The sequence below is a fragment of the Mesorhizobium hawassense genome, from assembly GCF_003289945.1.
Classification (GTDB): Bacteria; Pseudomonadota; Alphaproteobacteria; order Rhizobiales; family Rhizobiaceae; genus Mesorhizobium; species Mesorhizobium hawassense.
Genome location: NZ_QMBP01000001.1, coordinates 515,480 through 540,269 on the forward strand (window position 1 = coordinate 515,480; position 24,790 = coordinate 540,269).

General features: G+C 64.6%; 26 protein-coding genes. 14 read left to right on the forward strand and 12 right to left on the reverse strand.

The annotated features are described in order from the left end of the window. The first annotated feature begins 2 nt into the window (after positions 1-2). Positions 3-1,433 carry a ribosome biogenesis GTPase Der gene (gene der, locus DPM33_RS02315; protein WP_112095262.1) on the forward strand — a complete coding sequence of 477 codons (1,431 nt, stop codon included), beginning with the start codon at positions 3-5 and terminating at the stop codon, positions 1,431-1,433. A 3-nt stretch (positions 1,434-1,436) separates the two neighbouring features. Here der and DPM33_RS02320 read toward each other — a convergent pair whose 3' ends face one another. After that, entirely contained in the window at positions 1,437-2,357 is a 921-nt protein-coding gene (locus tag DPM33_RS02320) for a LysR substrate-binding domain-containing protein (protein WP_112095917.1), read from the reverse strand. A gap of 116 nt (positions 2,358-2,473) precedes the next feature. Between DPM33_RS02320 and DPM33_RS02325 the strand changes: the two genes are divergently transcribed. From DPM33_RS02325 to DPM33_RS02355, 7 genes are all read left to right on the forward strand, one after another. After that, positions 2,474-3,751: an MFS transporter gene (locus tag DPM33_RS02325; protein ID WP_112095263.1), complete on the forward strand. Its 1,278-nt coding sequence runs from the start codon at positions 2,474-2,476 to the stop codon at positions 3,749-3,751. Between the two features lie 137 nt (positions 3,752-3,888). Continuing rightward, on the forward strand, positions 3,889-5,070 hold the full coding sequence (locus DPM33_RS02330) for a cell wall hydrolase (protein ID WP_112095264.1): 1,182 nt from the start codon (positions 3,889-3,891) through the stop codon (positions 5,068-5,070). Between the two features lie 277 nt (positions 5,071-5,347). After that, complete coding sequence (locus DPM33_RS02335; RefSeq protein ID WP_112095265.1) at positions 5,348-5,740, forward strand: AtpZ/AtpI family protein; 393 nt, start codon at positions 5,348-5,350, stop codon at positions 5,738-5,740. A 64-nt stretch (positions 5,741-5,804) separates the two neighbouring features. After that, positions 5,805-6,566: a F0F1 ATP synthase subunit A gene (locus tag DPM33_RS02340; RefSeq protein WP_112095266.1), complete on the forward strand. Its 762-nt coding sequence runs from the start codon at positions 5,805-5,807 to the stop codon at positions 6,564-6,566. A 78-nt stretch (positions 6,567-6,644) separates the two neighbouring features. Next, on the forward strand, positions 6,645-6,869 hold the full coding sequence (locus DPM33_RS02345) for a F0F1 ATP synthase subunit C (protein WP_027164582.1): 225 nt from the start codon (positions 6,645-6,647) through the stop codon (positions 6,867-6,869). 61 nt (positions 6,870-6,930) lie between these two features. After that, entirely contained in the window at positions 6,931-7,512 is a 582-nt protein-coding gene (locus tag DPM33_RS02350; protein ID WP_112095267.1) for a F0F1 ATP synthase subunit B, read from the forward strand. A gap of 10 nt (positions 7,513-7,522) precedes the next feature. Next, positions 7,523-8,014 (forward strand): F0F1 ATP synthase subunit B, encoded by a 492-nt coding sequence (locus tag DPM33_RS02355; RefSeq protein ID WP_112095268.1) that lies wholly within the window; start codon positions 7,523-7,525, stop codon positions 8,012-8,014. 365 nt (positions 8,015-8,379) lie between these two features. Here DPM33_RS02355 and DPM33_RS02365 read toward each other — a convergent pair whose 3' ends face one another. Together DPM33_RS02365 and DPM33_RS02370 are read right to left on the reverse strand one after the other, a co-directional pair. Next, positions 8,380-9,075: a ribonuclease HII gene (locus tag DPM33_RS02365; protein ID WP_112095270.1), complete on the reverse strand. Its 696-nt coding sequence runs from the start codon at positions 9,073-9,075 to the stop codon at positions 8,380-8,382. Positions 9,076-9,271: 196 nt separating this feature from the next. Next, on the reverse strand, positions 9,272-10,426 hold the full coding sequence (locus DPM33_RS02370; protein ID WP_146770184.1) for a PA0069 family radical SAM protein: 1,155 nt from the start codon (positions 10,424-10,426) through the stop codon (positions 9,272-9,274). A 148-nt stretch (positions 10,427-10,574) separates the two neighbouring features. On the opposite strand from DPM33_RS02370, the gene DPM33_RS02375 reads away from it, so the two are divergent. Both DPM33_RS02375 and DPM33_RS02380 read left to right on the forward strand, forming a co-directional pair. Continuing rightward, positions 10,575-11,078, forward strand: a complete 504-nt coding sequence (locus DPM33_RS02375) for a glycosyltransferase (RefSeq protein WP_112095272.1) — start codon at positions 10,575-10,577, stop codon at positions 11,076-11,078. A gap of 181 nt (positions 11,079-11,259) precedes the next feature. After that, entirely contained in the window at positions 11,260-12,228 is a 969-nt protein-coding gene (locus DPM33_RS02380) for a hypothetical protein (RefSeq protein ID WP_112095273.1), read from the forward strand. Positions 12,229-12,254: 26 nt separating this feature from the next. On the opposite strand, the gene DPM33_RS02385 is transcribed toward DPM33_RS02380, so the two are convergent. The 7 genes from DPM33_RS02385 to DPM33_RS02415 form a co-directional block, all read right to left on the reverse strand. Continuing rightward, a complete protein-coding gene (locus tag DPM33_RS02385) occupies positions 12,255-12,680 on the reverse strand; it encodes a GFA family protein (RefSeq protein ID WP_112095274.1) in 426 nt (141 codons plus the stop codon). 125 nt (positions 12,681-12,805) lie between these two features. Beyond that, positions 12,806-13,363, reverse strand: a complete 558-nt coding sequence (gene moaB, locus DPM33_RS02390) for a molybdenum cofactor biosynthesis protein B (RefSeq protein ID WP_112095275.1) — start codon at positions 13,361-13,363, stop codon at positions 12,806-12,808. Next, positions 13,350-14,243: a 4-(cytidine 5'-diphospho)-2-C-methyl-D-erythritol kinase gene (locus DPM33_RS02395; protein WP_112095276.1), complete on the reverse strand. Its 894-nt coding sequence runs from the start codon at positions 14,241-14,243 to the stop codon at positions 13,350-13,352. Before DPM33_RS02395 ends, moaB begins: the two co-directional genes overlap by 14 nt. Positions 14,244-14,268: 25 nt before the next feature. Further along, positions 14,269-14,454 (reverse strand): hypothetical protein, encoded by a 186-nt coding sequence (locus tag DPM33_RS02400; protein WP_112095277.1) that lies wholly within the window; start codon positions 14,452-14,454, stop codon positions 14,269-14,271. Between the two features lie 83 nt (positions 14,455-14,537). Next, on the reverse strand, positions 14,538-15,395 hold the full coding sequence (locus tag DPM33_RS02405) for a S49 family peptidase (protein WP_112095278.1): 858 nt from the start codon (positions 15,393-15,395) through the stop codon (positions 14,538-14,540). A 111-nt stretch (positions 15,396-15,506) separates the two neighbouring features. After that, on the reverse strand, positions 15,507-16,304 hold the full coding sequence (locus DPM33_RS02410; RefSeq protein WP_112095279.1) for a tRNA1(Val) (adenine(37)-N6)-methyltransferase: 798 nt from the start codon (positions 16,302-16,304) through the stop codon (positions 15,507-15,509). Further along, positions 16,304-16,528, reverse strand: a complete 225-nt coding sequence (locus tag DPM33_RS02415) for a putative signal transducing protein (RefSeq protein ID WP_027164594.1) — start codon at positions 16,526-16,528, stop codon at positions 16,304-16,306. The genes DPM33_RS02410 and DPM33_RS02415 overlap by 1 nt, the downstream gene beginning before the upstream one ends. 267 nt (positions 16,529-16,795) lie before the next feature. On the opposite strand from DPM33_RS02415, the gene DPM33_RS02420 reads away from it, so the two are divergent. After that, positions 16,796-17,809: a polyprenyl synthetase family protein gene (locus DPM33_RS02420; RefSeq protein ID WP_112095919.1), complete on the forward strand. Its 1,014-nt coding sequence runs from the start codon at positions 16,796-16,798 to the stop codon at positions 17,807-17,809. 357 nt (positions 17,810-18,166) lie between these two features. Next, positions 18,167-19,939 carry a tetratricopeptide repeat protein gene (locus tag DPM33_RS02425; protein ID WP_112095280.1) on the forward strand — a complete coding sequence of 591 codons (1,773 nt, stop codon included), beginning with the start codon at positions 18,167-18,169 and terminating at the stop codon, positions 19,937-19,939. A 385-nt stretch (positions 19,940-20,324) separates the two neighbouring features. Here DPM33_RS02425 and DPM33_RS02430 read toward each other — a convergent pair whose 3' ends face one another. Then, positions 20,325-20,786 carry a GNAT family N-acetyltransferase gene (locus DPM33_RS02430; protein WP_112095281.1) on the reverse strand — a complete coding sequence of 154 codons (462 nt, stop codon included), beginning with the start codon at positions 20,784-20,786 and terminating at the stop codon, positions 20,325-20,327. 192 nt (positions 20,787-20,978) lie between these two features. On the opposite strand from DPM33_RS02430, the gene DPM33_RS02435 reads away from it, so the two are divergent. Then, positions 20,979-21,902: a glycine--tRNA ligase subunit alpha gene (locus DPM33_RS02435; RefSeq protein ID WP_208648358.1), complete on the forward strand. Its 924-nt coding sequence runs from the start codon at positions 20,979-20,981 to the stop codon at positions 21,900-21,902. Here DPM33_RS02435 and DPM33_RS36075 read toward each other — a convergent pair. Beyond that, positions 21,899-22,075 (reverse strand): hypothetical protein, encoded by a 177-nt coding sequence (locus tag DPM33_RS36075; RefSeq protein ID WP_167448915.1) that lies wholly within the window; start codon positions 22,073-22,075, stop codon positions 21,899-21,901. The two genes, DPM33_RS02435 and DPM33_RS36075, sit on opposite strands and share 4 nt — an antisense overlap. A gap of 217 nt (positions 22,076-22,292) precedes the next feature. Between DPM33_RS36075 and glyS the strand changes: the two genes are divergently transcribed. After that, positions 22,293-24,692, forward strand: coding sequence for a glycine--tRNA ligase subunit beta (gene glyS, locus DPM33_RS02440; RefSeq protein WP_112095283.1), 2,400 nt, complete (start codon positions 22,293-22,295; stop codon positions 24,690-24,692). Positions 24,693-24,790: the final 98 nt, after the last annotated feature.

A 24,790-nucleotide genomic window follows, 5' to 3' on the forward strand; every position in this document is an offset into this window, starting at 1 on the left:
GGATGAGCTTCAAAGTCGCCATCATCGGCCGGCCTAACGTCGGCAAATCGACTCTTTTCAATCGGCTGGTCGGAAAGAAGCTGGCGCTTGTCGACGACACGCCGGGCGTGACGCGCGACCGTCGCGTCCATGCGGCAAAACTCTACGATCTTCATTTCGACGTCATCGACACCGCCGGCTTCGAGGATGCGGCCGCCGCGACGCTGCCCGGCCGCATGCGCCAGCAGACCGAGATCGCCATCCGCGAAGCCGACCTGATCTTCTTCACCGTCGACGCCAAATCCGGCCTGATGCCCGACGACCGCACCTTCGCCGAAGTGGTGCGCAAATCCGGCAAGCCGGTGGTGCTCGTCGCCAACAAGGCCGAGGCGCGTGGCGCGCAAGGCGGCCTGCTGGAAGCCTGGGAGCTCGGCCTCGGCGAACCGATCCCGGTCTCGGCCGAGCACGGCCAGGGCATGCCCGACCTGCGCGACGCGGTGGTCGAAGCGCTTGGCGAGGAACGCACCTTCGGCGAGGACGACGAAGACGACAGCGACGAGATCGCCGCCAGCGAGGTGCTGATCGGCGAGGACATCGCCGACCCGGATGCTGAAGCAGCCTATGACGACACCAAGCCGCTGCGCATCGCCGTCGTCGGCCGTCCCAACGCCGGCAAGTCGACGCTGATCAACGCGCTGATCGGCGAGGAGCGGCTGCTCACCGGCCCGGAAGCCGGCATCACCCGCGATTCGATCTCGGTCGACTGGGACTGGCGCGGCCGCAGGATAAAACTGTTCGACACCGCCGGCATGCGGCGCAAGTCGAAGGTGCAGGAGAAGCTCGAAAAGCTCTCGGTGCAGGACGGCCTGCGCGCCATCCGCTTCGCCGAGATCGTCATCATCGTGCTCGACGCCACCATCCCCTTCGAGAAGCAGGACCTGCAGATCGCCGACCTCATCATCCGCGAGGGCAGGGCGCCGGTGATCGCTTTCAACAAATGGGACCTGATCGACAACCCGCAGGAACTGCTGGCCGAATTGCGCGAGAAGACCGAGCGGCTCTTGCCGCAGGTGCGCGGCATCCAGGCAGTGACTGTTTCGGCCGAGACCGGGCGCGGCCTCGACAAGCTGATGGACTCGGTCATCAAGACGCACAAGGTGTGGAACAGCCGTGTCTCGACCGGCAAGCTCAACCGTTGGCTGGAAGGCATCCTGGCGCACCATCCGCCGCCCGCCGTCGCCGGCCGCCGGCTGAAGATCAAATATGTCACCCAGGCAAAGACCCGTCCGCCGGGCTTCGTCGTCTCGTGCTCGCGGCCGGACGCGATGCCGCAATCCTATGTCCGCTATCTGACCAACAGCCTGCGCGAAGCCTTCGACATGCCTGGCGTGCCGATCCGTATGGCGCTGCGCACGTCGGACAATCCGTTTGCTGGTCGCGCGAAGAAGCGTTGACGCTCAGGCGACCTTCTTCAGCACGTCATAAGTCCGCGCGCCCTCGGGTAGCCTCTCCAGCGCCGCCTGCAGCAATATCTCCGCCAATCTCGCCGCCACCGGGTCGAGCTCGGCGTCCTTCTGGTGCAGATGCAGCGCCATCATCGGCAGGGCGGGAAGCCCGAGCACGCCCGGCGCGATCGCCCTGACATTGGCGGGCAGGCCGATATCGGTGCGGATCGTCAGGCCGAGCCCCGCCGCCACCGCCGCCCAGATGCCGCCGAGGCTGGGGCTGGAGAAGGCCATGCGCCAGGGCATGCCGGCGCGGTCGAGCGTTTCCGTCGCGACAGTGCGCAGAAGACAGGGCGCCTCGAATACCACCAGCGGCAGCGCCTCGCCGTTGCGCGGACCTGCCTCGATCGGTTTCGCCGGACCGATCCAACGCGCCTGCACGTCGGCGATATGGCGGCTGTAGGGCAGGGTGGTGCCGTCATGCCAGGCGAGCGCGATGTCGAGACTGCCTGCAAGGACACGCTCGGCGAGATCGTGGCTGCGTCCGATCCGCGCCTCGATGCGCACCTTGGGATGGGCGCGGGCGAAACGGCCGAGCACGTCGGGCAGCACCGCCTCGCCGAAATCCTCCTGCAGGCCGAGCCGTACCCAGCCTTCCAGTTCGACGTCGCGTATGGCGGAGACCGCCTCGTCGTTGAGTTCGATCAGCCGCCGTGCGTAGCCGAGCATGGTTTCGCCGGCTTCGGTCAATGCCAGGCCGCGTCCCGCCTTGCGGAAGATCGGCGTATCCGCCTGCTCCTCGAGCTTCTTCAGTTGCGCGCTGACGGCCGACGTCGAGCGCCCCAGCCGTTCGGCTGCCTTGGCGAAGCTGCCCAGCTCCATACCGGTGACGAAGGTTCTGAGAACATCGAGATCGAATGTGACGCGGCGCATGAGATAGTCCTGATTTTCAGGATTGTTGGTCAAAAACTTCCTGATTTTATGAATGAAGCTATGACGCTACATCCCCTCCGTCAAGCCGGGCAACCGGCCGCCACGGGAATGAGCTCATGTCCGCCATCGTCACACGCAACGACTGCCAACCGCCTGAGGCGCGCGCCGACAGGGCCGCCGCTCGCCGCGCCTTCGGTCCCAACCACCGGTGGAAGGTGCTGGGCATCGGCGTCGCCGCCAATGCCGGCTTCTCCGCCACCTTCTCCGGCATTCCGGCGACTGCCGTGGCGATGCGCCAGGCCTATCATCTCGACAACGCCTCGCTCGGCCTGGCGCTCGGGCTTCTCGGTCTTGGGGTGGCGCTCAGCGAACTGCCCTGGGGCATGCTGACGGACCGCTGGGGCGACCGCCGCGTGCTGCTGACCGGGCTCGGCGCGACGGCGGCGTGGCTGCTCAGCATGGCGCTACTCGTCGTGCCGACCAGGTCTGTCGTCCCGGGCGTCACGCTGCTCTCGGCGAGCCTGCTCGTGGCCGGCCTGCTCGGCGGCAGCGTCAACGGCTCCAGCGGCCGCGCCATCATGGGCTGGTTCGGCGAGGGCGAGCGCGGCTTCGCCATGAGCATAAGGCAGACGGCGGTGCCGCTCGGCGGCGGGCTCGGCGCGCTCGTCCTGCCGTCGCTGGCGCTGGCTTTGGGCTTTACCGCGGTCTTCGGCCTGCTTGCGGCCGTCTCCTTCATCTCTGCCTATTTTACCTGGCGCTGGCTGCACGAGCCGCCGGTGGGAAGCGGCGGTCACGCCGCCGCAGCGGCAAGCGGCCCGGCGCCGCTTCGCAACATCGAGGTATGGCGCATATCGAGCGCGATCGGCCTGCTCTGCTTCCCGCAGGTCGCGGTGCTTACCTTCGCTTCGGTCTTCCTGCATGACTTTGCCGGCATGGGCACCTGGGTCACCAGCGCCAGCCTCGCCACCGTGCAGACCGGCGCCATGGTCATGCGCGTCTGGAGTGGCCGCTTCACCGACCGCCACCGCAACCGCCGTCTGTTCCTGAGATTCTGCAGCGCATTGAGCACCTTTGCCTTCCTGGCGCTGTGGCTGCTGGTGATCGGCGCCGCCGCAATCCCAGCGCTGGTGCCGCTGCTTCCGCTGATGGTCGTTGTCGCCGGTATTTCCGTCTCGGCCTGGCACGGCGTCGCCTACACCGAGCTCGCCACGCTTGCCGGTGCCGGCCATGTCGGCACGGCGCTCAGCCTGGCCAACAGCTTCGTCTTCATCGGCTTCTGCCTGGTGCCGATCACCATCCCGTGGCTGCTGGTGGTCTTTGCATGGCCGGGCGTGTGGCTCGCGGCCGCGATCTGCGCGGCTGTCGCCTTTCCGATTTTCCTGCGCCCAGCCTGATTCTTCGCCGGCTGCCGTGAAAACCGCAAGCCGGCTTCACTCAAACATGAAAAGAACACGATCGATGTCGTTAACCCCGCATCAAGGTTAATGCATCATTGTGACTCTCCGGGGTCAGTAGCGTTCTGGAGAGTTCCGTGCATCGACGCGTTTCATTGCGGCTTGCCGCCGCCGCCGTTGCGAAAAAGCGTTCCTTCCTTCCTCCTTTGGTGCTCGGGCTCGGTATCTGGATCGGCTTTCCGTCGGTCGTCGCCTATCAGGATATGACCAGCCTGATTTCCGGCCTGGAATCGCCCAACGTCCGCTGGAACGCCTATATCGAGAAATCCGCCGCCGGCTCGGTGCACGCCGCCGAAATGCCCTTTGTCGATTCCGTCACCACCGGCTCGCTCTCCGGCTCCGGTGTAAATTTGCCGGGCGTCGGCACGGTAGCCTTTCGCGGCAAGGGCAATGTCGCCGGCGCCACGCCCGACGAAGACCGCGTCATACGCGCCGACAAGAAGGGTCGCCTGGTCAAGGTGGCGCCGGTCGCTCCGCCAAAGAATTTCAGTGCCGGCTCGATCTTCGAGCGCACCTCCTCGCTGCTTCGTCCCTCGATGGACAGCAATCTGAAGCTCACCTTCGCCAAGCCCGGCATCAAGGGCAAGGAAGTCCAGATCGCCCAGGCTTTTCACATCCGCGAGGACAAGCAGCCCGATCCCGAGCTGCCGGCCGCGCTGGTCGCCCTCGTCAACAACGACAAGCCGGATATCCTCGCCACCGCCTACGCCCAGTCGGCGCCCGATTACGCCAAGTCGTCGCCGTTCGAGGCGCTGCTGCAGGACGATCCGAACGATGGCCGCTTCATCCCGCCGATGGGCAAGGGCGACCATGCCTGGATGCAGAACCCGCTGCCGGCGAGTGTGTTCTCCAAGCCGGAGCAGGCTTGCCTTGCCAAGGGCATCTATTTCGAGGCGCGCAGCGAGCCCGTTCGCGGTCAGGCGGCGGTCGCCCAGGTGATCCTCAACCGCGTCCGCAACCCTGCCTATCCGAAGACCATCTGCGGCGTCGTCTATCAGAACGACGACTGGTTCAACCGCTGCCAGTTCTCCTTCGCCTGCGACGGCAGGAAGAAGACCATCACCGACCAGGCTTCCTACAAGACCGCCCAGGAGGTCGCCATGGCGGTGACCGCCGGCAAGATCTTCATTCCCGAGGTCGGCTCCTCGACGCATTACTACGCCAATTACGTTCATCCCGGCTGGGCGCGCGCCATGCAGCGCATGACCAGGATCGGCCTGCACATCTTCTACCGCACCTATGGCGGTGGCTGGAGCTGAGCCGTTAGGCGGCTCTGGTTGAGCCGGTCAAACGACACCTTCCTCCAACCCCCGGCATGCTCCGGCGGGAGCGCCTTGCCGCGCGGATTCGCCCCGTTGCCTCACGCGGGCGTGAAGGGCACGATGTCGCACCTCGATAAACCATTGATTTAACAGTCAAAAATACATCGCTTCGAAGTTCGGCCCGTGGCTTGACGGGGGCGGACCCTCTAACTATGTTGCCGGCGACTTTAGAAGCGGACGGACGGCAATCGTCTGCCCGGGCAGGGGGGTTGCGATGGCCGACAAAACCGGGCCAGACGGAACCGGAGAAACCGGCCGCGGCAGGCAGCCAGAAGCCACCATCCGCGACGACGAACTTGAGCGCCGCCGGCGCGATCTCGAGGCATCGCTTGCGACGAGACGCACGGACCGGCTCGAGGGGAAAGACGAAGCGAAAGCTGCGACCGGCTACGGTCAGGCGCTGAAACTGTCCAGCGAGTTCATCGCCGGGGTGGTGGTCGGTGTCGGCTTGGGCTGGTTCATCGACCGCGTGGCGGGAACGGCGCCGTGGGGTCTGATCGTGGGCCTTTTGCTCGGCTTTGGCGCAGGTATACTCAATGTCCTGCGTTCGGCGGGACTGGCATCGGAATTCGGCCAGAGCGGCGAGCCGCGCGAACCGAAGAAATGAATGAGGTGCCGCAAGGCGCCAAAGAAACTTAAGAAGCCGGTTGTGGCTTTGACGGGGATAAAAAGTGGCTGCTGCTGACAAGGTCGACCCGATCCACCAGTTCCAGATCCATCCGATCATCCCGCTGCATATCGGCGGCTACGACGTCTCGTTCACCAATTCCGCTTTGTTCATGGTCGTGACGGTCCTCGTCGCTTCCGCTTTCCTCTATATGAGCACCGCCAGCCGCGCCCTGATCCCGGGCCGCCTGCAGTCCGTTTCCGAAATGGCCTACGAATTCGTCGGCAACATGCTGCGCGACGCGGCGGGCAAGCAGGGCATGCAGTTCTTCCCGTTGGTGTTCTCGCTGTTCATGTTCGTGCTGGTCGCCAATCTGATCGGCCTGTTCCCCTATTTCTTCACCGTCACCAGCCACATCATCGTCACCTTCACGCTTGCCGCGCTGGTCATCGGCACCGTCCTCGTCTACGGCTTCGCCAAGCATGGCCTCGGCTTCCTCAAGCTGTTCGTGCCGCATGGCGTGCCGGGATATCTCCTGCCGCTGGTGGTGGCGATCGAGATCATCTCCTTCGTCTCGCGCCCCGTCAGCCTTTCGGTCCGTCTTTTCGCCAACATGCTGGCCGGCCACATCACGCTGAAAGTGTTTTCGGGCTTCGTCGTCAGCCTCAGCGCATTTGGCGCCGTGGGCATTGCCGGCTCTGTGCTGCCGCTTGCCATGGCGGTCGCGCTCACGGCGCTCGAACTGCTGGTCGCCTTCCTGCAGGCTTATGTGTTCGCGGTGCTGACCTGCATGTATCTGAACGACGCGCTGCACCCGAGCCACTGATCGATTTTTACCGGCGCCCCGGCGCCAGCATACCCAACGTACCAACTGCAACGAACAAGCAACCACAGGAGTTTTGAAATGGACGCAACTGCAGCAGCTGCTATCGGCGCTGGTATCGCCTGCATCGGCATGGGCGGCGCGGGCATCGGCCTCGGCAACATCTTCGGCAGCTACCTCTCGGGTGCGCTCCGCAACCCGTCGGCTGCCGATGGCCAGTTCGGCCGCCTGATCTTCGGCTTCGCGGTGACCGAAGCTCTGGGCATCTTCTCGCTCCTGATCGCTCTGCTCCTGGTCTTCAAGTAAGAGCCAGAGCTGACGAGAGGGGCCGCATGGTGCGGCCCCGCCGAATGGACAGGGGAATGAGATGTTCGTGACATCTGCCTATGCGCAAGAAACAGCGCCGGCCGCAGCCGAGGGCGATACGCATGCGGGCACCGCGGTGCCCGCCGCGGAGCATGAAACGTTCCCGCCGTTCAATGCCGCAACCTTCCCGTCGCAGATCCTGTGGCTGGTCATCACCTTCGGGCTCTTCTACCTGTTCCTGAAGCGGGTTGTGATGCCGCGTCTTGGCGGCATCATCGACGTCCGCAACGACCGCATCACCCAGGATCTCGATCATGCCGCAAGGCTGAAGGGCGAGGCGGACGCCGCCGTTGCTGCCTATGAGCAGGAACTGGCGGAGGCCAAGGCCAATGCCAACAAGATCGGCCAGCAGGCGAACGATGCTGCCAAGGCGCAAGCCGAAGGCACGCGCAAGAAGCTCGAGGCCGAGCTCGAGAAGAAGCTTGGCGAGGCCGAGGCGAGCATCGCCTCGATCAAGGCCAAGGCGATGAAGGAAGTCGGCACGATCGCCGAGGACACCACGTCGGCCATCGTCGAGGCGCTCGTCGGCGGCAAGTCCGACAAGTCCGAGATCGCGGCCGCGGTCAAATCCGCGAGCCGGTGAGGAGCGCATAATGGACGCCACATCACTCGCCACGCTCTGGGCTGCTATCGCCCTGTTCATCTTCCTCGGCGCCGTCATCTATCTGAAGGTGCCGGGCATGCTCGCCAAGTCGCTCGACGCCCGCGCGGCCAAGATCAGCGGCGAGCTCGAGGAAGCCCGCAAGCTTCGTGAAGAGGCCCAGCAACTGCTCGGCCAGTATCAGCAGAAGCGCAAGGAAGCCGAGAAGGAGGCCGCCGACATCGTCGCCGCCGCCAAGCGCGAAGCTGAATTGCTTGCCTCCGAGGCGGCCAAGAAGACCGAAGACTATGTCGCCCGGCGCACCGCGCTTGCCGAGCAGAAGATCAGCCAGGCCGAGCGCGAAGCGGTCAGCGAAGTGCGCGCCAGCGCCGTCGACATCGCCGTCGAGGCCGCCCGCGCGCTGCTCGCCGCCAAGGTCGACGCCAAGGCTGGAGCCGACCTGTTCAAGTCGGCGCTGGACGACGTCAAGGCCAAGCTGAACTGAGCTGACGTCGAAGCTTCGAGAACAAAGCCGCCTGGGCAACCCGGCGGCTTTTTTTGTTGTTTGAAAGGCAGCGCGTCGCTGAAGCTGCCAATCTCCCCCCTCGTGGGGGAGATGCCCGGCAGGGCAGAGGGGGCGTTAAGGATCGCGGCGTCGCAGGATCAAGGTTCCTCGCCCCACGAATGTGGGGAGAGGTGGCTCGGCGAAGCCGAGACGGAGAGGGGAGCGCCCTACGAGGCCCTCTCCGTCCGCTTCGCGGCCACCTCTCCCCGCCTTTGGCGGGGCGAGGAACCCAAGCATCGTTAGGTCGGCGGGACAGCGCCCCCTCTGTCCTGCCGGACATCTCCACCACAAGGGGAGATCAGCCGTCACTCCAGTCCGGCGAAGCTCTCTTCCTCAATCACCTCGGCCGCACCCAGCCTGAACGGCGCGAACGACGCGCGGTGCAATCTCGCCACCGGTCCATGCGTCTCGATCGCGGTCCGGTGCCTCACCGTCGCATAGCCCATATGGACTTCGAAGCCGTAATGTTCGTGGTGTCCGCCGCAGCCGCACATCATGCGGTCGCGCATCACCTTGGCGACGATCGAGGCGGCGGCGATCGACTGCGAGCGCTGGTCGCCCTTGATCAGCGCCCGGCCTTCGCAGGCAAGACCGGGCGGGATGTCGCGGCCGTCGGCCAAGGCAAGTTTCGGCTGCAGCGACAGGCCCGCGGCGGCGCGGCGCATCGCTTCCAGGCTGGCTTTCAGGATGTTGCTGTTGTCGATGCCTTCGGCGCTGATCGAGGCCATCGAGACGCCGAGCGCCGAGCCGAGAATTTTGAGAAACAGCGCCTCACGCTGCAAATGGGTCAGGCGCTTGGAATCGTCGAGGCCCTCGGGAATGTTGGCGGGGTTGAGCACCACCGCTGCGGCCACCACCGGCCCGGCGAGCGGACCGCGGCCTGCCTCGTCCATGCCGGCGACCGGCCACAGCCCGTCGGCCATCGCCTTGGTCTCGATCGAGAAGTCGGGCTTCTCGACCATTTCAAAGAGAAGCGGAGAATCGGAACGCGCGCGAGCCATGGTGCGGCGAGGTTCGCATCGGCTCCGATTCTCCGCAAGTCCTTCCGGGTCGGATGGGGCGTCGGACCGGGAAGGCACCGTCTCGCGGCCGGGGGACAGTGGCCGGACGGGATTCTTCAAAAGGACTGCAATGCCAGGCGGAAAATCGCTTTGCCTGGAACTGCTTGGCGCCGGCTCGTCACGGCCGGCACCGACGTTAAAGCAGCATCAACTGCTCGCCGGCGCCGGAGCCTGCGACGAATTGATCGGTGCGGAGTTGCCGTCGCTCGACATTGAGGCCGAGCCGCTTGGCGGCGATCTCGAAGCGCCGGCCGATCTGCCAGGCATAGGGGCCGGCGCCCTTCATGCGCTTGCCCCATTCGGAATCGTAATCCTTGCCGTCGCGCATCGAGCGGACCAGCGACATCACATGCCGGTAGCGGTCCGGATAGTGGCGCAGCAGCCAGTCCTTGAAGATCGGCGCCACTTCGAGCGGCAGGCGCAGGATGACGTAGCCCGCCTCCCGCGCGCCGGCGGCGCGCGCCGAATCGAGGATGCGCTCCATCTCCGGATCGTTGAGGCCGGGAATGATCGGCGCCACCATCACCGAGGCCGGGATGCCGGCGTCCGAAAGCTGCCTGATCGCCTCCAGCCGTTTCGTCGGCGTCGACGCGCGGGGTTCCATCGTTCTCGCCAGCATGCGGTCCATCGTCGTCACCGAAAGCGCCACCTTGGCGAGGCCGCGTTCGGCCATGCGCGACAGGATGTCGATGTCGCGCGTCACCAGCGCCGACTTGGTGACGATGCCGACCGGATGGCCGCGCGCCTCCAGCACTTCCAGGATCTCGCGCATGATCCGGTATTGCTTCTCGATCGGCTGGTAGGGATCGGTGTTGGTGCCGATGGCGATGGTGCGCGGCTGATAGCCCGGCTTCGACAATTCCCGGTCGAGCATGCGTGCGGCGTCCGGCTTGGCGAACAGCTTCGATTCGAAATCGAGCCCCGGCGACAGGCCCATGAAGGAATGCGTCGGCCTGGCGAAGCAGTAGACGCAGCCATGCTCGCAGCCCCGATAGGGATTGATCGAACGGTCGAAGGAAATGTCCGGCGATTCGTTGCGGGTGATGATGGTGCGCGGCTTCTCGACCTGCACTTCGGTCCTGAACGGCGGCAGTTCCTCAAGCGAGTTCCAGCCGTCGTCGAAGACGTGACGGCTGACCGGCTCGAAGCGGCCGGACGGGTTGATACCGGCCGAGCGGCCGCGATTGCGGTCGGGCCGCACGCGCATGCCGCTCTGCTCGATCATCGCGTCTGCCATCTCGGCTCTGCCTGCTCCGAAAGCAGCAATGTCGGCGCGCACGATCTGTTCCATTTTCGCCCTCTCCCAGGGACTGTCGGCAGGCTGTCGAATCGCTCTGTTCATGAAACTATTCCTATTTTGCCGATGAGAACAAAGCAAGAACTTTTTCGGCAAAAAGCGTAACTGGCGCAAGCCGCGGCTTTCCGCTATTCGGCTGGGAATGCTCAGCGTCCTTATCGAAACCCGCAACGACGAAGAGGGGCTTGCCCGCACGCTCGCCTCTTTGGTCGGCGGCGCGGTCGAGGGCGTGGTGCGCGACGTCATCGTCTGCGATCAGGGTTCGACCGACCAGACGCATCGCGTCGCCGAGCATGCAGGCTGTCACTATGTGACGGGCGGCATCGGCGCCGGCATCGGCCAGGCCAAGGGCGACTGGCTGCTGCTTCTCGAACCCGGCGCCCGGCTCGCCGAAGGCTGGATCGACGAGGTCGTCGCCCACACGGCCAAACAGACCATGCCGGCGCGTTTCTCGCGCTCCCGCGCCGATCGCGCACCTTTCCTGGCCCGCGTCTTTTCCGGCAATCGCGCGCTGGCCGAGGGCCTCGTCGTCAGCAAGCGGCAGGCCGCGGCTCTGGCCAAGGGCACGCGCAGCGCCGAAGCCCTGGCCCGGGGCCTCGCGACCAGAAGGCTGAACGCCGAAATCTGGGTGGCGCCGCCGAAATGAGCTCGGTGTTCGCTATGTGCGGAAGACGCTCGCGAGTCGAAAAGTGGGAAAATTCACCACATTGTGCATTGCACAAAAATCTCCGGCGTGATTAGCATCGTCATTGATGCGGGACAATCGGGATGGGGTGACGGCGAGGCGGCTGACGCTTCGTTGTACGCCATGCATTTGAGGGACCCCGATGAATCTTGCAGACAACTCCGGCGCGGCCAGCCTTGAGGCGATCGCCTGCAACGGCAGCCTGTTCAGGCGCATCGCCGTGCGCATCCCGACCTATCTGAAGGACCTGCGCGAAAATCCGGCCTGGCTGCCGATGTTCGTGCTGGCACGCACCATGTCCGGGCGTCGCCTGCATTGGCTTAGCGCCAGACGCGCCCGCCCGCTCGACGATGCGGGGGAGACGATGTTCACCGGCATCGACCGCAAGGCAGTGGTCGAGAGTTTGCGCGCCGAAGGCCTGTTTTCGGGCTTGATGCTGCCCCCGGCGATCCACCAGGAGATCGCCGCATTCGCGCAGCGCACATCTTGTTTCGGCAATTTCGACCGCCGCCTCGAATTCATGCCGGGCGACTATGCCGAGGCCGAGAAACGTCTCGGCCGTTCGCTGCTCAGCGGCCATTATTTCGAGCGCATCCTGGACTGCCCGGCAGCGCTCGCCATCCAGAAGGACCCGCTGCTGCTCGACATCGCCCGGCATTATCTCGGCGGCCAGGCGAAGCTGATCACCACGCGCGTCTGGTGGAGTTTTCCAACCGGCAAGGCTTCGGACGCCGACAAGAACCTCGCCTCGTTGGGCAAATATCATTTCGACCTCGACGACTGGCGGATGCTGAAGTTCTTCTTCTACCTGGTGCCAGTCGATCAAGGCACCGGGCCGCATGTCTATGTCCGCGGCAGCCACAAGCGCCGCGCGCTCAGGCATCAGCTGACGCTGCTGGTAGGCCATCCCGCAGAGGACGTTCTCGGCGTCTACGGCCCGCAAAGCCCGGTCACGTTGACGGGCGAGGCGGGCCTCGGCTTCGTCGAGGATCCGTTCGGCTTCCACATGGGCACGGTGCCGGCGCACACGCCGCGGCTGATGATGGAAATCGGCTTCGGCGTCTCCAATCCGTCGCGCCGCCGTTTTCACGGCGAGCCGGTCATCCGCTAAATCTGTCATCCGCTGAACTCGACAGGTCAGCTCAGCTGGATATCCACCGGCATCCAGGCGCTGCGGCGCCTGGCCAGGCGTTGCTCGCGGCTTTCGGCGTCGTAGCTGACCGCGACAGGCTCGCGCGAGAACCGCTCACGCTCGTAGAGCGCGTTGACGATGACGATTGCCCTGGCGTCGTCTTTTTCTCCGGCGATTGCCGCGACATAGACGCCGCAGTTGCGGCAAACGAGATAGTCGGCGGTGCGCAGGCCGAAGCGATAGACCTGCAGGCGTTGCCTGTCCGAGACCGAGACGACCAGCCTGCCGTTCGGATCGGCAGCCGCCCGCGAACCGTGCCGGGTGCAGAACGAACACTGGCAGGCACGGATTTCCAGTGCGGCCGGATCGAGCGCGCTGGAGAAGCTGAGGCGGATATTGCCGCAATGGCAGCCGCCGCTGTGAACGGTCATGGCGGATTGTCCCTTGTTCGCTCACACAAGGTACTTCTCCGGGATCGGCTTCGGAATGGCGCCTCGAAGGCGCAAGCGCCATTTCGCTTGCGAACCGGATGCCGATCGGGATGTCTTGCCTTCAGTTATGCACCGGGCTTGCCGCCGCGCCTGAGATGCTCGTCGAGCCGCGGCATGATCTCGACGAAGTTGCAGGGCATGTGGCGGTAGTCGAGCTGCGTCTTGATGATGCCGTCCCAGGCATCCTTGCAGGCGCCGGGCGAGCCCGGCAGCACGAAAACGAAGGTGGCGTTGACGACGCCGCCCGTCGCCCGGCTCTGGATCGTCGAGGTGCCGATCTTGTCGTAGGAGATGCGGTGGAAGACTTCGGAAAACCCGTCCATGCGCTTTTCGAAGATCGGTTCCAGCGCCTCCGGCGTCACGTCGCGGCCGGTGAAGCCGGTGCCGCCGGTGGTGATGACGACATCGATGTTGTCGTCCTTCGACCAGCCGAGAACCTTGTCGCGGATCTTTTCGCGGTCGTCGGTGACGATATCGCGCGCGGCAAGGGTATGGCCGGCCTCGGTGATGCGGTCGGCCAGCGTCTGGCCGGATTTGTCGTCGGCGAGGCTGCGCGTATCGGAAACGGTCAGCACCGCGATGCGCACCGGGATGAAGGGCCGGCTCTCGTCAAGCTTCGCCATCGCTCGCCTCCATGCTGCGGGTGGCGGCGACGAACCAGTCGGGGTGTCGCGCGCGGATCTCGATCGCGGCGCGCTTGGCGACATTGCCGGTCTCGAACAGGCCAAAGCAGGTGGCGCCGGAGCCGGACATGCGCATGAAGGCGGCGTCGGCACGCTTGAGCGCCTTCAGCGCTTCGCCGATCGCCGGCTCGATCGATCGGGCGGGCGCCTCGAGATCGTTGCGCGTCGTCTCCAGCCAGTTGCGGACGGCGTGGAAATCGAGACGCTTCGGCAGCGGCGGCAGCGCCTCGTTGTCGCGCCGGGCGAGCGCCTTGAACACGTCCGGCGTCGATACGGCGACGCCGGGATTGACCAGAACCAGGCCAAGCGCCGGAAACACCGGCAACGGCGACATCTCGTCGCCGATGCCGCGCGCGATCAGCGGCTTGCCCTTGAGGCACATCGGCAGGTCGGCGCCGAGCGAAAGCCCGATCCGGGCCAGCGAAGTGCCGTCGATGTCGAGCTTCCAGAGCCGCGCCAGAGCGTTGAGCGCGGCCGCGGCGTCGCTGGAGCCGCCGCCGACGCCTGAGGCGATCGGCAGGTTCTTTTCGAGCCTGATGGCCACGGGCGGCGCAGGCTGCGCGCCGGCTTCCCGGCGCAAGGCATCGCGCGCCTTCACCACCAGATTGTCTGCGTCGAGCGGCAGGCCGGCGGCATACCGGCCGGATACCGAGAATTGGTCGTGCTCCGCCGGCTCGATCTCGAGCCGGTCGCCGAAGCGGGTGAACACCCCAAGGCTGTCGATGAGGTGATAGCCGTCGGCGCGCTGTCCGGTGACATGCAGCGCCAGGTTGATCTTGGCGGGCGCAAGCCACGTCCGGACTTCCGTGCCGGGCTCCAGAATGTCGGCTGCTGGCGAGATGGGATCAGTCCTTGGCGAGATGGTATTCGCCGGTCTTCGGATCCTTGACCAGCGTGCCCATCGTGCCGTTCGCCGCCTGTTTCTCGGTGCGCCGGATCTTGGCCGTCACGCGCTCGGCCTCGCGCACGAAAGCGCGGTAGCCAAAGTATGCGGCGGCGCCGACGACGGCGAAGAAAATGATCTGCGGCATCTCAAAACTCCTCCCGCGTTCTCGCGGCAAGGCCGGCCGGATGGGTCGGTCAAGCGGTCATGCTAGACGCAATCATGGCTTTTTCAAAGCCCGAAGCGTGCCCACAGCGCGCGCTCTTCCGCCGCATCGATGACGCCGCTGGCCGCGGCGGCGGCGATATCGGGCGCCGATGCACGCGAGCCGAACAGGCCGAAACGCCCAAACAGGCCACGCGGCGCGGTGATCAGCTTGAGCTGCGTCTTGTCGCCGAAACGCGTCCTGAGCACGCCGCGCATATCGCCCAGTGCATCGACAAGGCCGAGCTCGAGGCCTTTCTTGGCGGTCCAGAACAGGCCGGTGAACAGGTTCGGATCGTCCTTCAGCTTGCTGCCGCGCCGCTCCTTGACGAGGTCGATGAAGGTCTCGTGCACTTCGAGCTGCAGCGCCTTCAGCCGCTCGACGTCTTCCTCCTTCTCGGGCTTGAACGGATCGAGCACCGCCTTGTTCTGTCCGGCGGTGTGGACGCGCCGCTCGACACCGATCTTCTTCATCAGCTCCGGGAAGCCGAACGAGGCGGAGACGACGCCGATCGAGCCGACGATCGATGACGGATCGGCGAAGATCTCGTCGCCGGCGATCGCGATCATGTAGCCTCCGGAAGCCGCCACGTCCTCGACGAAGACCAGCACCTTCTTGTTCTTTTCCCCCGCCAGATCACGGATGCGCTTGAAGATCAGCCGCGACTGCACCGGCGAGCCGCCCGGCGAATTGATCGAGATGGCAACCGCCGGCGCGTCGAAGCCGAACGCCTTTTCGATAAGGCCTGCCGTCGAGGCGAGCGACAGGCTCGGCCGGAACTGGCCGCCGCCGGCCATGATGGCGCCTTGCAGCCGGACGACCGGAATGGTGACGACTGTCGAGCGCCAGGATTTCGGCAGCAGGCGGTTTAAGAGGCGTTTCACGAACGAGTGTCTCCGGTCGATTTGCAGGAGTGAAGATGAGAAACTCATCTTTGCTCCCGGGCATGTAAGGAACTCGCCAGCCAACGGCAATGCCGCATCGCCGGCCCCGGATCAATCGCCGAACAGCGATGAGAGCCCGTTATTGATCATTTCCGTCCGCTCCGTCGGCTCGTTGCCGGATGGTCCGTGCAAGGTGAGCGGCGGGCGGATCGACAGTTTTCCGCGCGCGCCGAGCACCGCCCTGACGACGATGCGGATCGCCGCCGCGTCCGGCCGCGGATGCACGCACAGCATCTCGGCATCGCCGAAGCGCCCCTCCATCGCATCGAGAATCGCGACCAACTGCTCGGGCCGGGCGATGACGGCCAGCCCGCCGCGCGGCCTGACGACGGCGGCCGCGCTCCTGATCCAGCGCTCGAACAGCCCATCTTCCGTCACATGCGCCTGCTTACGCAGGACATCCGGTGTCGAGCGGTCCTCGGCGGCGTTGAAAGGCGGATTCATGATGACGAAGTCGAAGGAATTGTCGGCAAGCCCGGCCTCAGTGCGCGCCCGGCCGGTCAGCGTGACATCCGCCGTCAGCACCGAAGCGCGGTCGCCGAGATGCGCGTTGCCGGGATGCGAAAGCGTGGCGGCGGCGAACCCCGCCATCTCGGAGGAGCGCTCGACGAGCACCGCCCGCGCCGCCGGGCAGCGCGACAGCACGGCAAGGGCGCCGGCGCCGGCGCCGGCGCCGAAATCGGCGAGTCGCCCGGAAAAGGCCGACGGCACCGCGGCCGCCAGCATCATGGCGTCCATGCCGGCGCGATGGCCGCCCCGGCTCGGCTGCACCAGCCAGAAGCGCCCGCGATGGAAGGCATCGACCGTGTGCGCCGGCGTATCCGGGACGGGGGCGGTGGTCGTTGCCATTACTTCTTGCGGATCTCGTTCTCGATACCGGCATCCTTGAGGATGCGGCGCGCGGCATCGACCTTCTCGGCGTCGACCATCACCCGCCGGGGCAGGATGCCGAGCGAGCCGTCGAGCACGCTCATATTCTGGTCGGCGACGAAACAGGCGATGCCGGCATCGCGCATCAGCGATTCGACAAAGGAGATGACGACGGCGTCGTTGGTGCGGACAAGCTCGATCATGGAATGAAAATCGCAGGTTGCGGCGTTCGTGTAAACGTGCGGGTAGACACACCGTCGGCATGGCCGCGCCAATTCGCCTCTTGCCGTGCCCGGTTGTGCCGCCCTAGAGTCGGCCTGGGACTAGTGCATGTCGCCCAGAAGTGCGCAGCGGTTCTGGGACAACGACATGCATCAAAAATGACTTGAAGCACGGCGCCTGAATTCGTTTCAGCGCGAGGCGCTTCAAGCGTGCTGTCGTGCGCGTCAATTGAGACGGGAGTGATTGTGGTGGGAGTCGTTCTCAACATCGAAGGCAAGCGGGAACCCGCTTCCATCAAGGACCTGATCGATCTGACGGCAGCCGACATGGGGCGCGTCAACGAGCTGATCCTGTCCAAGGCCGGCTCCGACGTCGAGATGATCCCGGAGATCGCCAACCATCTGATCTCGTCGGGCGGCAAGCGCCTGCGGCCCATGCTCACCCTCGCTGCCGCGCAGATGTTCGGCTATTCCGGCGAAGGCCATGTCAAGCTCGCCACCGCGGTCGAGTTCATGCACACCGCCACGCTTCTGCATGACGACGTGGTCGACGAGAGTGCGCTGCGCCGCGGCAAGAAGACCGCGCGCATGATCTGGGGCAACCAGGCAAGCGTGCTGGTCGGCGATTTCCTGCTCGGCCAGGCTTTCCGCATGATGGTCGAGGTCGGCTCGCTCGAAGCCCTCGACATCCTGTCGGCGGCCGCCTCCATCATCGCCGAGGGCGAGGTGATGCAGCTTGCCGCGGCGAAGAACCTCGAAACCACCGAGGACGAGCATTTCGCCGTCATCAAGGCAAAGACCGCGGCGCTGTTTTCGGCCGCCGCCGAAGTCGGGCCGGTCATCGCCCAGGCCTCGCGCACCGATCGCGCGGCGCTGCGCTCCTACGGCATGAATCTCGGCCTTGCCTTCCAGCTCATCGACGACGCGCTGGACTATGGCGGCTCCAGCAAGGACCTCGGCAAGAATGTCGGCGACGATTTCCGCGAGGGCAAGGTGACGCTGCCGGTGATCCTCGCCTACCGGCGCGGCACCAAGGCCGAGCGCACCTTCTGGAAGCGCGCCATCGAGGACAATGTCGCCGACGATGCCGGGCTCGAAAAGGCGATCGGCCTGATGGCCCGCCACGGCGCCATCGCCGACACGATCGGCCGCGCGCGCCATTTCGGCGAGATCGCCCGTGATGCGCTGGCGCCGCTCGAAGCGACGCCGCAGAAGTCGGCCTTGATCGACGTCATCGATTTCTGCATCAGCCGCGTCAACTGAGCCTTTCAATCCCAAAGCCGGCCAGGCTGCGAGTGGTTCGATCTGTGCGGTCGCGGTCGCGGCGGGCGGCCTTCCAGGAAAAGTGCGCAGCGGTTAGCTCGGCGCCTTGCCGTGGCCTTCCGTCCGGAATTGCGCAAAACAAGGAACTTTAGACCGCTCATCCCGGCATTTGTCGAAATTCAGCCGCCGATCCGCATATTTTCGCTGCTTGCCATCGTTTGTTAAGCGGGATGATTGGATTGTGATTCGCTTGCCGATTGAAGCCTGACCGCAAAAAGGCCATGCTTTGACCGGAAAAGTTCGAGTCTGTGGGGCGGTCCTCCAAGGGCGGGATCGCATCTGGCTGAAAGGGATACGATGCAAGGACGTGCGCGCTGGCTGACGAGGTTGGCATTTTTGACCGGTGTGGCGCTTTGGGTGCTTCCGGTCCAGGCCAAGGAAGAAGCCAAACCGCTGCAGATCACGTCTTTCTCGGGCGCCTATCTTGCTGCCCATATCGCCGAAAGCGACAACGACCTTGGCGACGCGATCACCTATTACAAGCAGGCGCTGGCCTTTGCGCCGGACGACAAGGAACTGCAGCAGAGCCTGATGCTGGCGCTGGTCGCTCAAGGCCGTTTCGAGGAATCGCTGGTCTATGCCGACAAGCTGAAGGAAGTGCCCGACGTCGAGCGCTTCTCGCGCCTGGCGCTGGCGGTCGATTCCTTCCACAAGAAGGACTACACCAAGGCGCAGTACTGGCTGAAGCTGTCGCTCGAATCCGACCTCGACCGGTTGCTCTCCGGCGTCATGGACGGCTGGGCCAAGGACGGCGCCGGCAATGCGTCCGAGGCCATGGATGCTATCGACAAGCTGAAGGGCCCGGATTGGTTCGGCCTGTTCAAGTCGTTCCACCGCGCGCTGATCGCCGACGCCGCCGGCCTGAACGACAAGGCCGATGAGATCTACGCCGCCACCATGGCCGACACCGCCGCCGGCGGTTCCGCGCCCGAAACCTGGATGCGCAACGCCCAGGCCTATGCCTCGTTCCTTGCTCGCAAGGGCGACAAGGCGAAGGCTCAGGCGGTGTTGAACCAGGCGGAGGCCTTCGCGCCCGGCAAGCTCGAGATCACCACGCTGCGCGACCGCATCGCCAAGGGCGAAAAGATCGAGCCGCTCGTCGCCAGCCCGGCGGACGGGGCGTCCGAAATCCTGCTCGACCTTGCCACCGCGCTCAACCGCGGCGGCGGCGAGCCTTTCGTGCGGCTTTACCTGCAATACGCCCTGGCGCTGAAGCCGGACAGCGACTCAGCCCTTGTGCAGCTTGCCGCCGTCGCCGAGCAGTTGAAGGACGGCGAAGGCGCCGTCGCGCTCTATCGCCGCATTCCGGCGTCCTCGCCGCTGAAAGAGCTTTCCGACCTGCAGATCGGCCTCAACCTTGCCGATCTCGACAAGCATGACGAGGCGATTTCCCACCTCAAGGCCTATCTCGACAAGCACCCGGACGACATGCGCGCCTATCTGGCGCTCGGCGGCGTCTATGGTTCGAAGGAAGATTTCCGCTCGGCCGCCAATCTCTACGACAAAGCCGTCGAGCAGCTGAAGACGCCGACCGCCGCCAACTGGAACATCTTCTACCAGCGCGGTATCGCCTATGAGCGGCTGAAGGAATGGCCGAAGGCGGAACCCAATTTCCGCAAGGCGCTGGAGTTGCAGCCCGACCAGCCGCAGGTCATGAACTATCTCGGCTATTCCTGGGTCGACATGAACATGAACCTCAAGGAAGGCTTGGCGATGATCCAGAAGGCCGTCGACCTGCGGCCGAACGACGGCTACATCGTCGATTCGCTGGGCTGGGCTTATTTCCGCATGGGCCGCTTCGACGACTCCGTGCGCGAGATGGAACGCGCCGTGTCGCTGAAGCCGGAGGATCCGGTCCTCAACGACCATCTCGGCGACGCCTACTGGCGCGTCGGCCGCAAGCTCGAGGCTACCTATCAGTGGACCCAGGCGCGCGACCTGAAGCCCGATCCGGACGTGCTCGCCACCCTGCAGCAGAAGCTGCTCAAGGGCCTGCCGCCGATCGAATCCAGCACCGCGCAGGAAACCCCGAAAGTGAAGCCGGACCCGACGCCCGCGCCGAAGGGCTGAGCGACTTTCGTCGACGTTCAAGAATGCGGGGCTCGTCGAGCCCCGTTTTCGTTTCGGCCTGGCGTCTTAGCCGAAGCGCCCATCGCGATCGTCATTCTATAGCGGAGCAAGGAGCGAAGCGACGCGGCGCAGACCATAGAATCCATGCCGTGACCTTAAAGCGTTGCAACGGCGCAGAATTCTGCTCCGCTGCGTTCTTCGATCAAGGTCACGGAATGGATTCCAGGGTCTGCGCGACGCCGCTTCGCGGCTGCTCCGCCCTGGAATGACGAGGTTGGGAAGGCTTTAGCCAATCTCCAGCGTTGGCGCTCATCTCGCGGAAATGGACGATGAAAGTCTTTCTTCCCGACGAACGGCGACCTTTCAAAATCCCTGTGTCAGAGAGCTAGAACATCTTTCTGTAGACGACGAACCCCGACCGCTCGCCGATCCGGTCGTAGAGCTGCATGGCGGTGTGGTTCGTCTCATGCGTCAGCCAGTAGACGCGGTTCGCGCCCGCTTGGCCGGCGCGGTCGTAGACGCCTTCGATCAGCGCCCGGCCGACGCCCTGGCCGCGCGCCGCCTGCGTGGTGAAGAGATCCTGCAAATAGCAGGTCGGCGCGATCGACGTCGTCGAGCGATGGTAGAGATAGTGGACGAGGCCGAGCAGGTTGCCGTCGCGCTCGGCCACCAGCGCATGCACCGGCTCATAGGCATCGAAGAAGCGCGACCAGGTCATCTGCGTGATCTCGCCGGCAAGCGCCGTCGGGCCGGAGCGCCCGTAAAACGCGTTGTAGCCGTCCCAGAGCGGCAGCCACTGCTCGTAATCCTGCCTTGTGACGGGTCGTACGGTGAGTTGACCGGACATGACGGAACCTTCGTTGTTGAAGCTCGCCGGAGCAAAGGATCACCGCCGCGCGCCGGCAATGGGCCAGCCGGCCGCAAAGCGTTCAACCTCGTCGGATGCGGGCCGCCGCCTTGACGCTCGGCGGCCCGGCAACTAGGGAAGCGTCATTCTGCGCTTTCCGAGGCCGCCGTGACCATCGAGATTCCCGCCCATATGCATCCCAGCCGCTCCTTCCAGGGGCTGATCCTGACCTTGCACAATTACTGGGCGGACTATGGTTGCCTCATCCTGCAGCCCTACGACATGGAAGTCGGCGCCGGCACCTTCCACCCGGCAACCACCTTGCGGGCGCTCGGTCCGTTGCGCTGGAACGCCGCTTATGTGCAGCCCTCGCGCCGGCCGAAGGACGGCCGCTACGGCGAAAACCCGAACCGCCTGCAGCACTACTACCAGTACCAGGTGGTCCTGAAGCCCAATCCGCCGAACCTGCAGGAGCTCTATCTCGGCTCGCTCGAGGCGATCGGCGTCGATCCGCTGCTGCACGACATCCGCTTCGTCGAGGACGACTGGGAAAGCCCGACGCTGGGCGCCTGGGGGCTCGGCTGGGAATGCTGGTGCGACGGCATGGAGGTTTCGCAGTTCACCTATTTCCAGCAGGTCTGCGGCATCGAATGCGCGCCGGTGGCGGGCGAACTGACCTACGGGCTTGAGCGGCTCGCCATGTATGTGCAGGGCGTCGACAATGTCTACGACCTGAACTTCAACGGCCGCGAGGGTGCCGAGAAGGTTACTTACGGCGACGTCTTCCTGCAGGCCGAGCAGGAATATTCGCGCCACAATTTCGAATTCGCCAACACCTCGATGCTGCTCAGGCATTTCGAGGACGCCGAGGCCGAGTGCAAGGCGCTGCTCGATGCCGGCACGCCCAAGCCCAGCGACAATCTGGCGATGCACCGCATGGTTTTTCCGGCCTACGACCAGTGCATCAAGGCAAGCCACGTCTTCAACCTGCTCGACGCGCGCGGCGTGATCTCGGTCACCGAGCGGCAGAGCTACATCCTGCGCGTCCGCAACCTCGCCAAGGCATGCGGCGAGGCGTTCCTGAAGACGCGGGCGGGCGGGCTCGCGGCGGCTTAAGCCGACAGGGTTTTCACGGTAGTGGGATCGGCCGGCAATACGATCTGCGCCGTCGCGCCGTCGATCGTGCGCATGGCCTGCCTGACCCCCGGCATCGTGATCGTGCCGTGCGCCTGGGCGGCGAAGCAGGCGCTGAGCGCCAGGATCTGCAGGGTTCTCGATGCCGTTTTCATCGTCGTTCAGCCAATACGTCTCTGCCTGAGCGTTTGTCGCTTCAGCGCAGCGTTAGGTTCATGGGATGTCTGCACTTAGGACGGGTGGACCCGCTGCGTCCCGACAAAGACCTGAAAATTTCCTGAAATCGATCGAAATGGAGATCGGCATGCAGGGTGACAGCGGCCGGTCGAGTTGCTATGCCGCCCGGACAATTCGCCCGCATGAGCTGAACCAATGCCTGACCTGCTTCTAGAACTTCGCTCGGAAGAGATTCCCGCCCGCATGCAGCGCAAGGCTGCCGGCGACCTCCGGAAGATGCTGACCGACGGTCTGGTCGAGGCGGGTCTCACCTATGAGGCGGCGCGCGAATATTGGACGCCGCGGCGCCTGGCGCTCGACATCCGTGGCTTGACCGCGCGCTCCAAGGATATCCGCGAGGAGATCAAGGGTCCCTCGACCACCGCGCCCGAGCAGGCGGTGCAGGGTTTCCTGCGCAAGGCCGGCCTGTCATCGGTCGCCGAGGCGCATGTCCATTCCGATCCGAAGAAGGGCGACTTCTATGTCGCCCACATCTCGAAGCCGGGCCGGGCGGCCGAAGAGATCATTGCCGAACTGGTGCCGGGCATCATCAAGAGCTTCCCCTGGCCGAAATCGATGCGCTGGGGGCCGGCCTCGGCCAAGCCCGGCTCTCTGCGCTGGGTGCGGCCGCTGCAGTCGATCGTCTGCACCTTCGGCCCGGAGACCGAGGAGCCTGTCGTGGTCGATTTCGAGATCGACGGCATCCGTGCCGGCAACGTCACCTATGGCCACCGCTTCCATGCGCCGGGCGCCATCACCGTGCGCCGCTTCGACGATTATGTGTCGAAGCTCGAGGCCGCCAGGGTCGTGCTCGATGCCGACCGGCGCAAGGAGATCATCCTCGCCGACGCCCGCAACATCGCCTTCGCCAACGGCCTCGACCTGGTCGAGGACGAAGCCCTGCTGGAGGAAGTCTCCGGCCTGGTCGAATGGCCGGTCGTGCTGATGGGCGAGTTCGAACGGGATTTTCTCACCATTCCGGGCGAGGTGATCCGCCTCACCATTCGGGCCAACCAGAAGTGTTTTGTCACGCGGCCGCATGGCGCGGCCGAAGACCTCTCCAACCGCTTCGTCCTGGTCGCAAACATCGAGGCGAATGATGGCGGTAAGGAAATCGCGTATGGCAACGGCAAGGTGGTCAGGGCGCGCCTGTCCGACGCGCTCTATTTCTGGAAGACCGACCAGGGCGACCTGCCGGACCTCGACCAACTCGCGGAATCGGCAGCGAAGTTCGGCCTCGATTTGAACAAGCCGCTCGATCAGCGCATGGCGCGGCTCGACCATCTGAACGTCACCTTCCACGCCAAGCTCGGCACGCAAGGGGAGAGGGTCGCGCGCATCAAGAAGTTGGCGAGTCAAATCGTGCTTAGGCTGTCGAGGCAGCCAAATTTCTTTCAGGGTGACCAACGTTCTGGCGCGACTTTGGACGCTGAGCGGATTGGTCTGCATGAAGCGGCGACACGCGCTGCTGTTTTAGCTAAAGCGGACCTACAGACTGAAGTCGTCGGCGAATTCCCTGAATTGCAGGGCGCGATGGGTCGGAAATATGCGGCGCTACAAGGCGAAGACTCGGCTGTAGCGAATGCCATAGAAGAACACTACAAGCCTCAAGGACCGTCTGACTATGTGCCAAGCCATCCTGTATCGATAGCTGTAGCGCTGGCCGACAAGTTGGATACGCTGGTCGGCTTCTGGGCCATCGACGAGAAGCCAACCGGGTCGAAGGACCCTTACGCCTTGCGGCGGGCCGCACTCGGAGTAGTGAGATTGGTATTGGAGAATGAAATCGATCTCAGGACACACTACTCAAGCGGAACAGTATCGCTTCTGGGGCTGTTTGCTGCCTCGTTCGTAGATCATTCCATAGGGCTCCGGCTGCGAGGCTACGCGGAATATTTGCAGGCTGCACAGAAGCTCGAAGGTGTTGGATTAATGCCATCGGGATTCCAGTCTGAGATTCTTGACGGACTTATCAGTCAGGAGGCCGCCGACAAATTCGAGGAGGGCTCGGCCGACAGGTATTGGGAAACAGCTTTAAGTCTCCTCGCCTTCTTCCACGACCGCCTGAAAGTTTACCTCCGCGACCAGGGCGCGCGGCACGATCTGATCGACGCCGTTATCACCCCGCAGTCCGACGACCTGCTGCAGATCGTGCGCCGCGTCGAGGCGCTGGGTTCCCTGCTCGACACCGACGAGGGCAAGAACCTGCTCGCCGGCACCAAGCGCGCCGCCAACATCCTGGCCGCCGAGGAGAAGAAGAAGAAAACGCTCGTCGCCGAGACTGTTGAGCCGGCATTGTTCCGCGAGGACGCGGAAAAGAAGCTCTATGCCGCGGTGAATCAGGCCGAGAAGGAAGCCGGCCAAGCAATTCAAAACGAAGATTTTTCCGCCGCCATGCTGGCGCTTAGCGTGTTGCGCGAACCGGTTGATTCATTCTTTGAGCGTGTTCTCGTGAATGATGAGGACCAGGCCGTGCGCGCCAACCGCCTGGCGCTGCTCGCCCGCATCCGCGCGGCGACCGATCAGGTCGCGGATTTTTCAAAAATCGTCGGCTGACGGCGCGAAAAATCGTCCGTCGGCGCTGCTCGCATCCGCTAGGATGCGGGCATTCCAGAACAATCTGGCGCTGGAAATTTAATGCGCCGGAGCCGGCT

Coding starts and splice junctions, on each gene's coding strand:
- der (WP_112095262.1), top strand. CDS start 3: ATGAGCTTCAAAGTCGCCATCATCGGCCGGCCTAACGTCGGCAAATCG.
- DPM33_RS02320 (WP_112095917.1), bottom strand. CDS start 2,357: ATGCGCCGCGTCACATTCGATCTCGATGTTCTCAGAACCTTCGTCACC.
- DPM33_RS02325 (WP_112095263.1), top strand. CDS start 2,474: ATGTCCGCCATCGTCACACGCAACGACTGCCAACCGCCTGAGGCGCGC.
- DPM33_RS02335 (WP_112095265.1), top strand. CDS start 5,348: ATGGCCGACAAAACCGGGCCAGACGGAACCGGAGAAACCGGCCGCGGC.
- DPM33_RS02345 (WP_027164582.1), top strand. CDS start 6,645: ATGGACGCAACTGCAGCAGCTGCTATCGGCGCTGGTATCGCCTGCATC.
- DPM33_RS02350 (WP_112095267.1), top strand. CDS start 6,931: ATGTTCGTGACATCTGCCTATGCGCAAGAAACAGCGCCGGCCGCAGCC.
- DPM33_RS02355 (WP_112095268.1), top strand. CDS start 7,523: ATGGACGCCACATCACTCGCCACGCTCTGGGCTGCTATCGCCCTGTTC.
- DPM33_RS02365 (WP_112095270.1), bottom strand. CDS start 9,075: ATGGCTCGCGCGCGTTCCGATTCTCCGCTTCTCTTTGAAATGGTCGAG.
- DPM33_RS02370 (WP_146770184.1), bottom strand. CDS start 10,426: ATGGAACAGATCGTGCGCGCCGACATTGCTGCTTTCGGAGCAGGCAGA.
- DPM33_RS02375 (WP_112095272.1), top strand. CDS start 10,575: ATGCTCAGCGTCCTTATCGAAACCCGCAACGACGAAGAGGGGCTTGCC.
- DPM33_RS02380 (WP_112095273.1), top strand. CDS start 11,260: ATGAATCTTGCAGACAACTCCGGCGCGGCCAGCCTTGAGGCGATCGCC.
- DPM33_RS02385 (WP_112095274.1), bottom strand. CDS start 12,680: ATGACCGTTCACAGCGGCGGCTGCCATTGCGGCAATATCCGCCTCAGC.
- moaB (WP_112095275.1), bottom strand. CDS start 13,363: ATGGCGAAGCTTGACGAGAGCCGGCCCTTCATCCCGGTGCGCATCGCG.
- DPM33_RS02400 (WP_112095277.1), bottom strand. CDS start 14,454: ATGCCGCAGATCATTTTCTTCGCCGTCGTCGGCGCCGCCGCATACTTT.
- DPM33_RS02410 (WP_112095279.1), bottom strand. CDS start 16,304: ATGGCAACGACCACCGCCCCCGTCCCGGATACGCCGGCGCACACGGTC.
- DPM33_RS02415 (WP_027164594.1), bottom strand. CDS start 16,528: ATGATCGAGCTTGTCCGCACCAACGACGCCGTCGTCATCTCCTTTGTC.
- DPM33_RS02425 (WP_112095280.1), top strand. CDS start 18,167: ATGCAAGGACGTGCGCGCTGGCTGACGAGGTTGGCATTTTTGACCGGT.
- DPM33_RS02430 (WP_112095281.1), bottom strand. CDS start 20,786: ATGTCCGGTCAACTCACCGTACGACCCGTCACAAGGCAGGATTACGAG.
- DPM33_RS02435 (WP_208648358.1), top strand. CDS start 20,979: ATGCATCCCAGCCGCTCCTTCCAGGGGCTGATCCTGACCTTGCACAAT.
- DPM33_RS36075 (WP_167448915.1), bottom strand. CDS start 22,075: ATGAAAACGGCATCGAGAACCCTGCAGATCCTGGCGCTCAGCGCCTGC.
- glyS (WP_112095283.1), top strand. CDS start 22,293: ATGCCTGACCTGCTTCTAGAACTTCGCTCGGAAGAGATTCCCGCCCGC.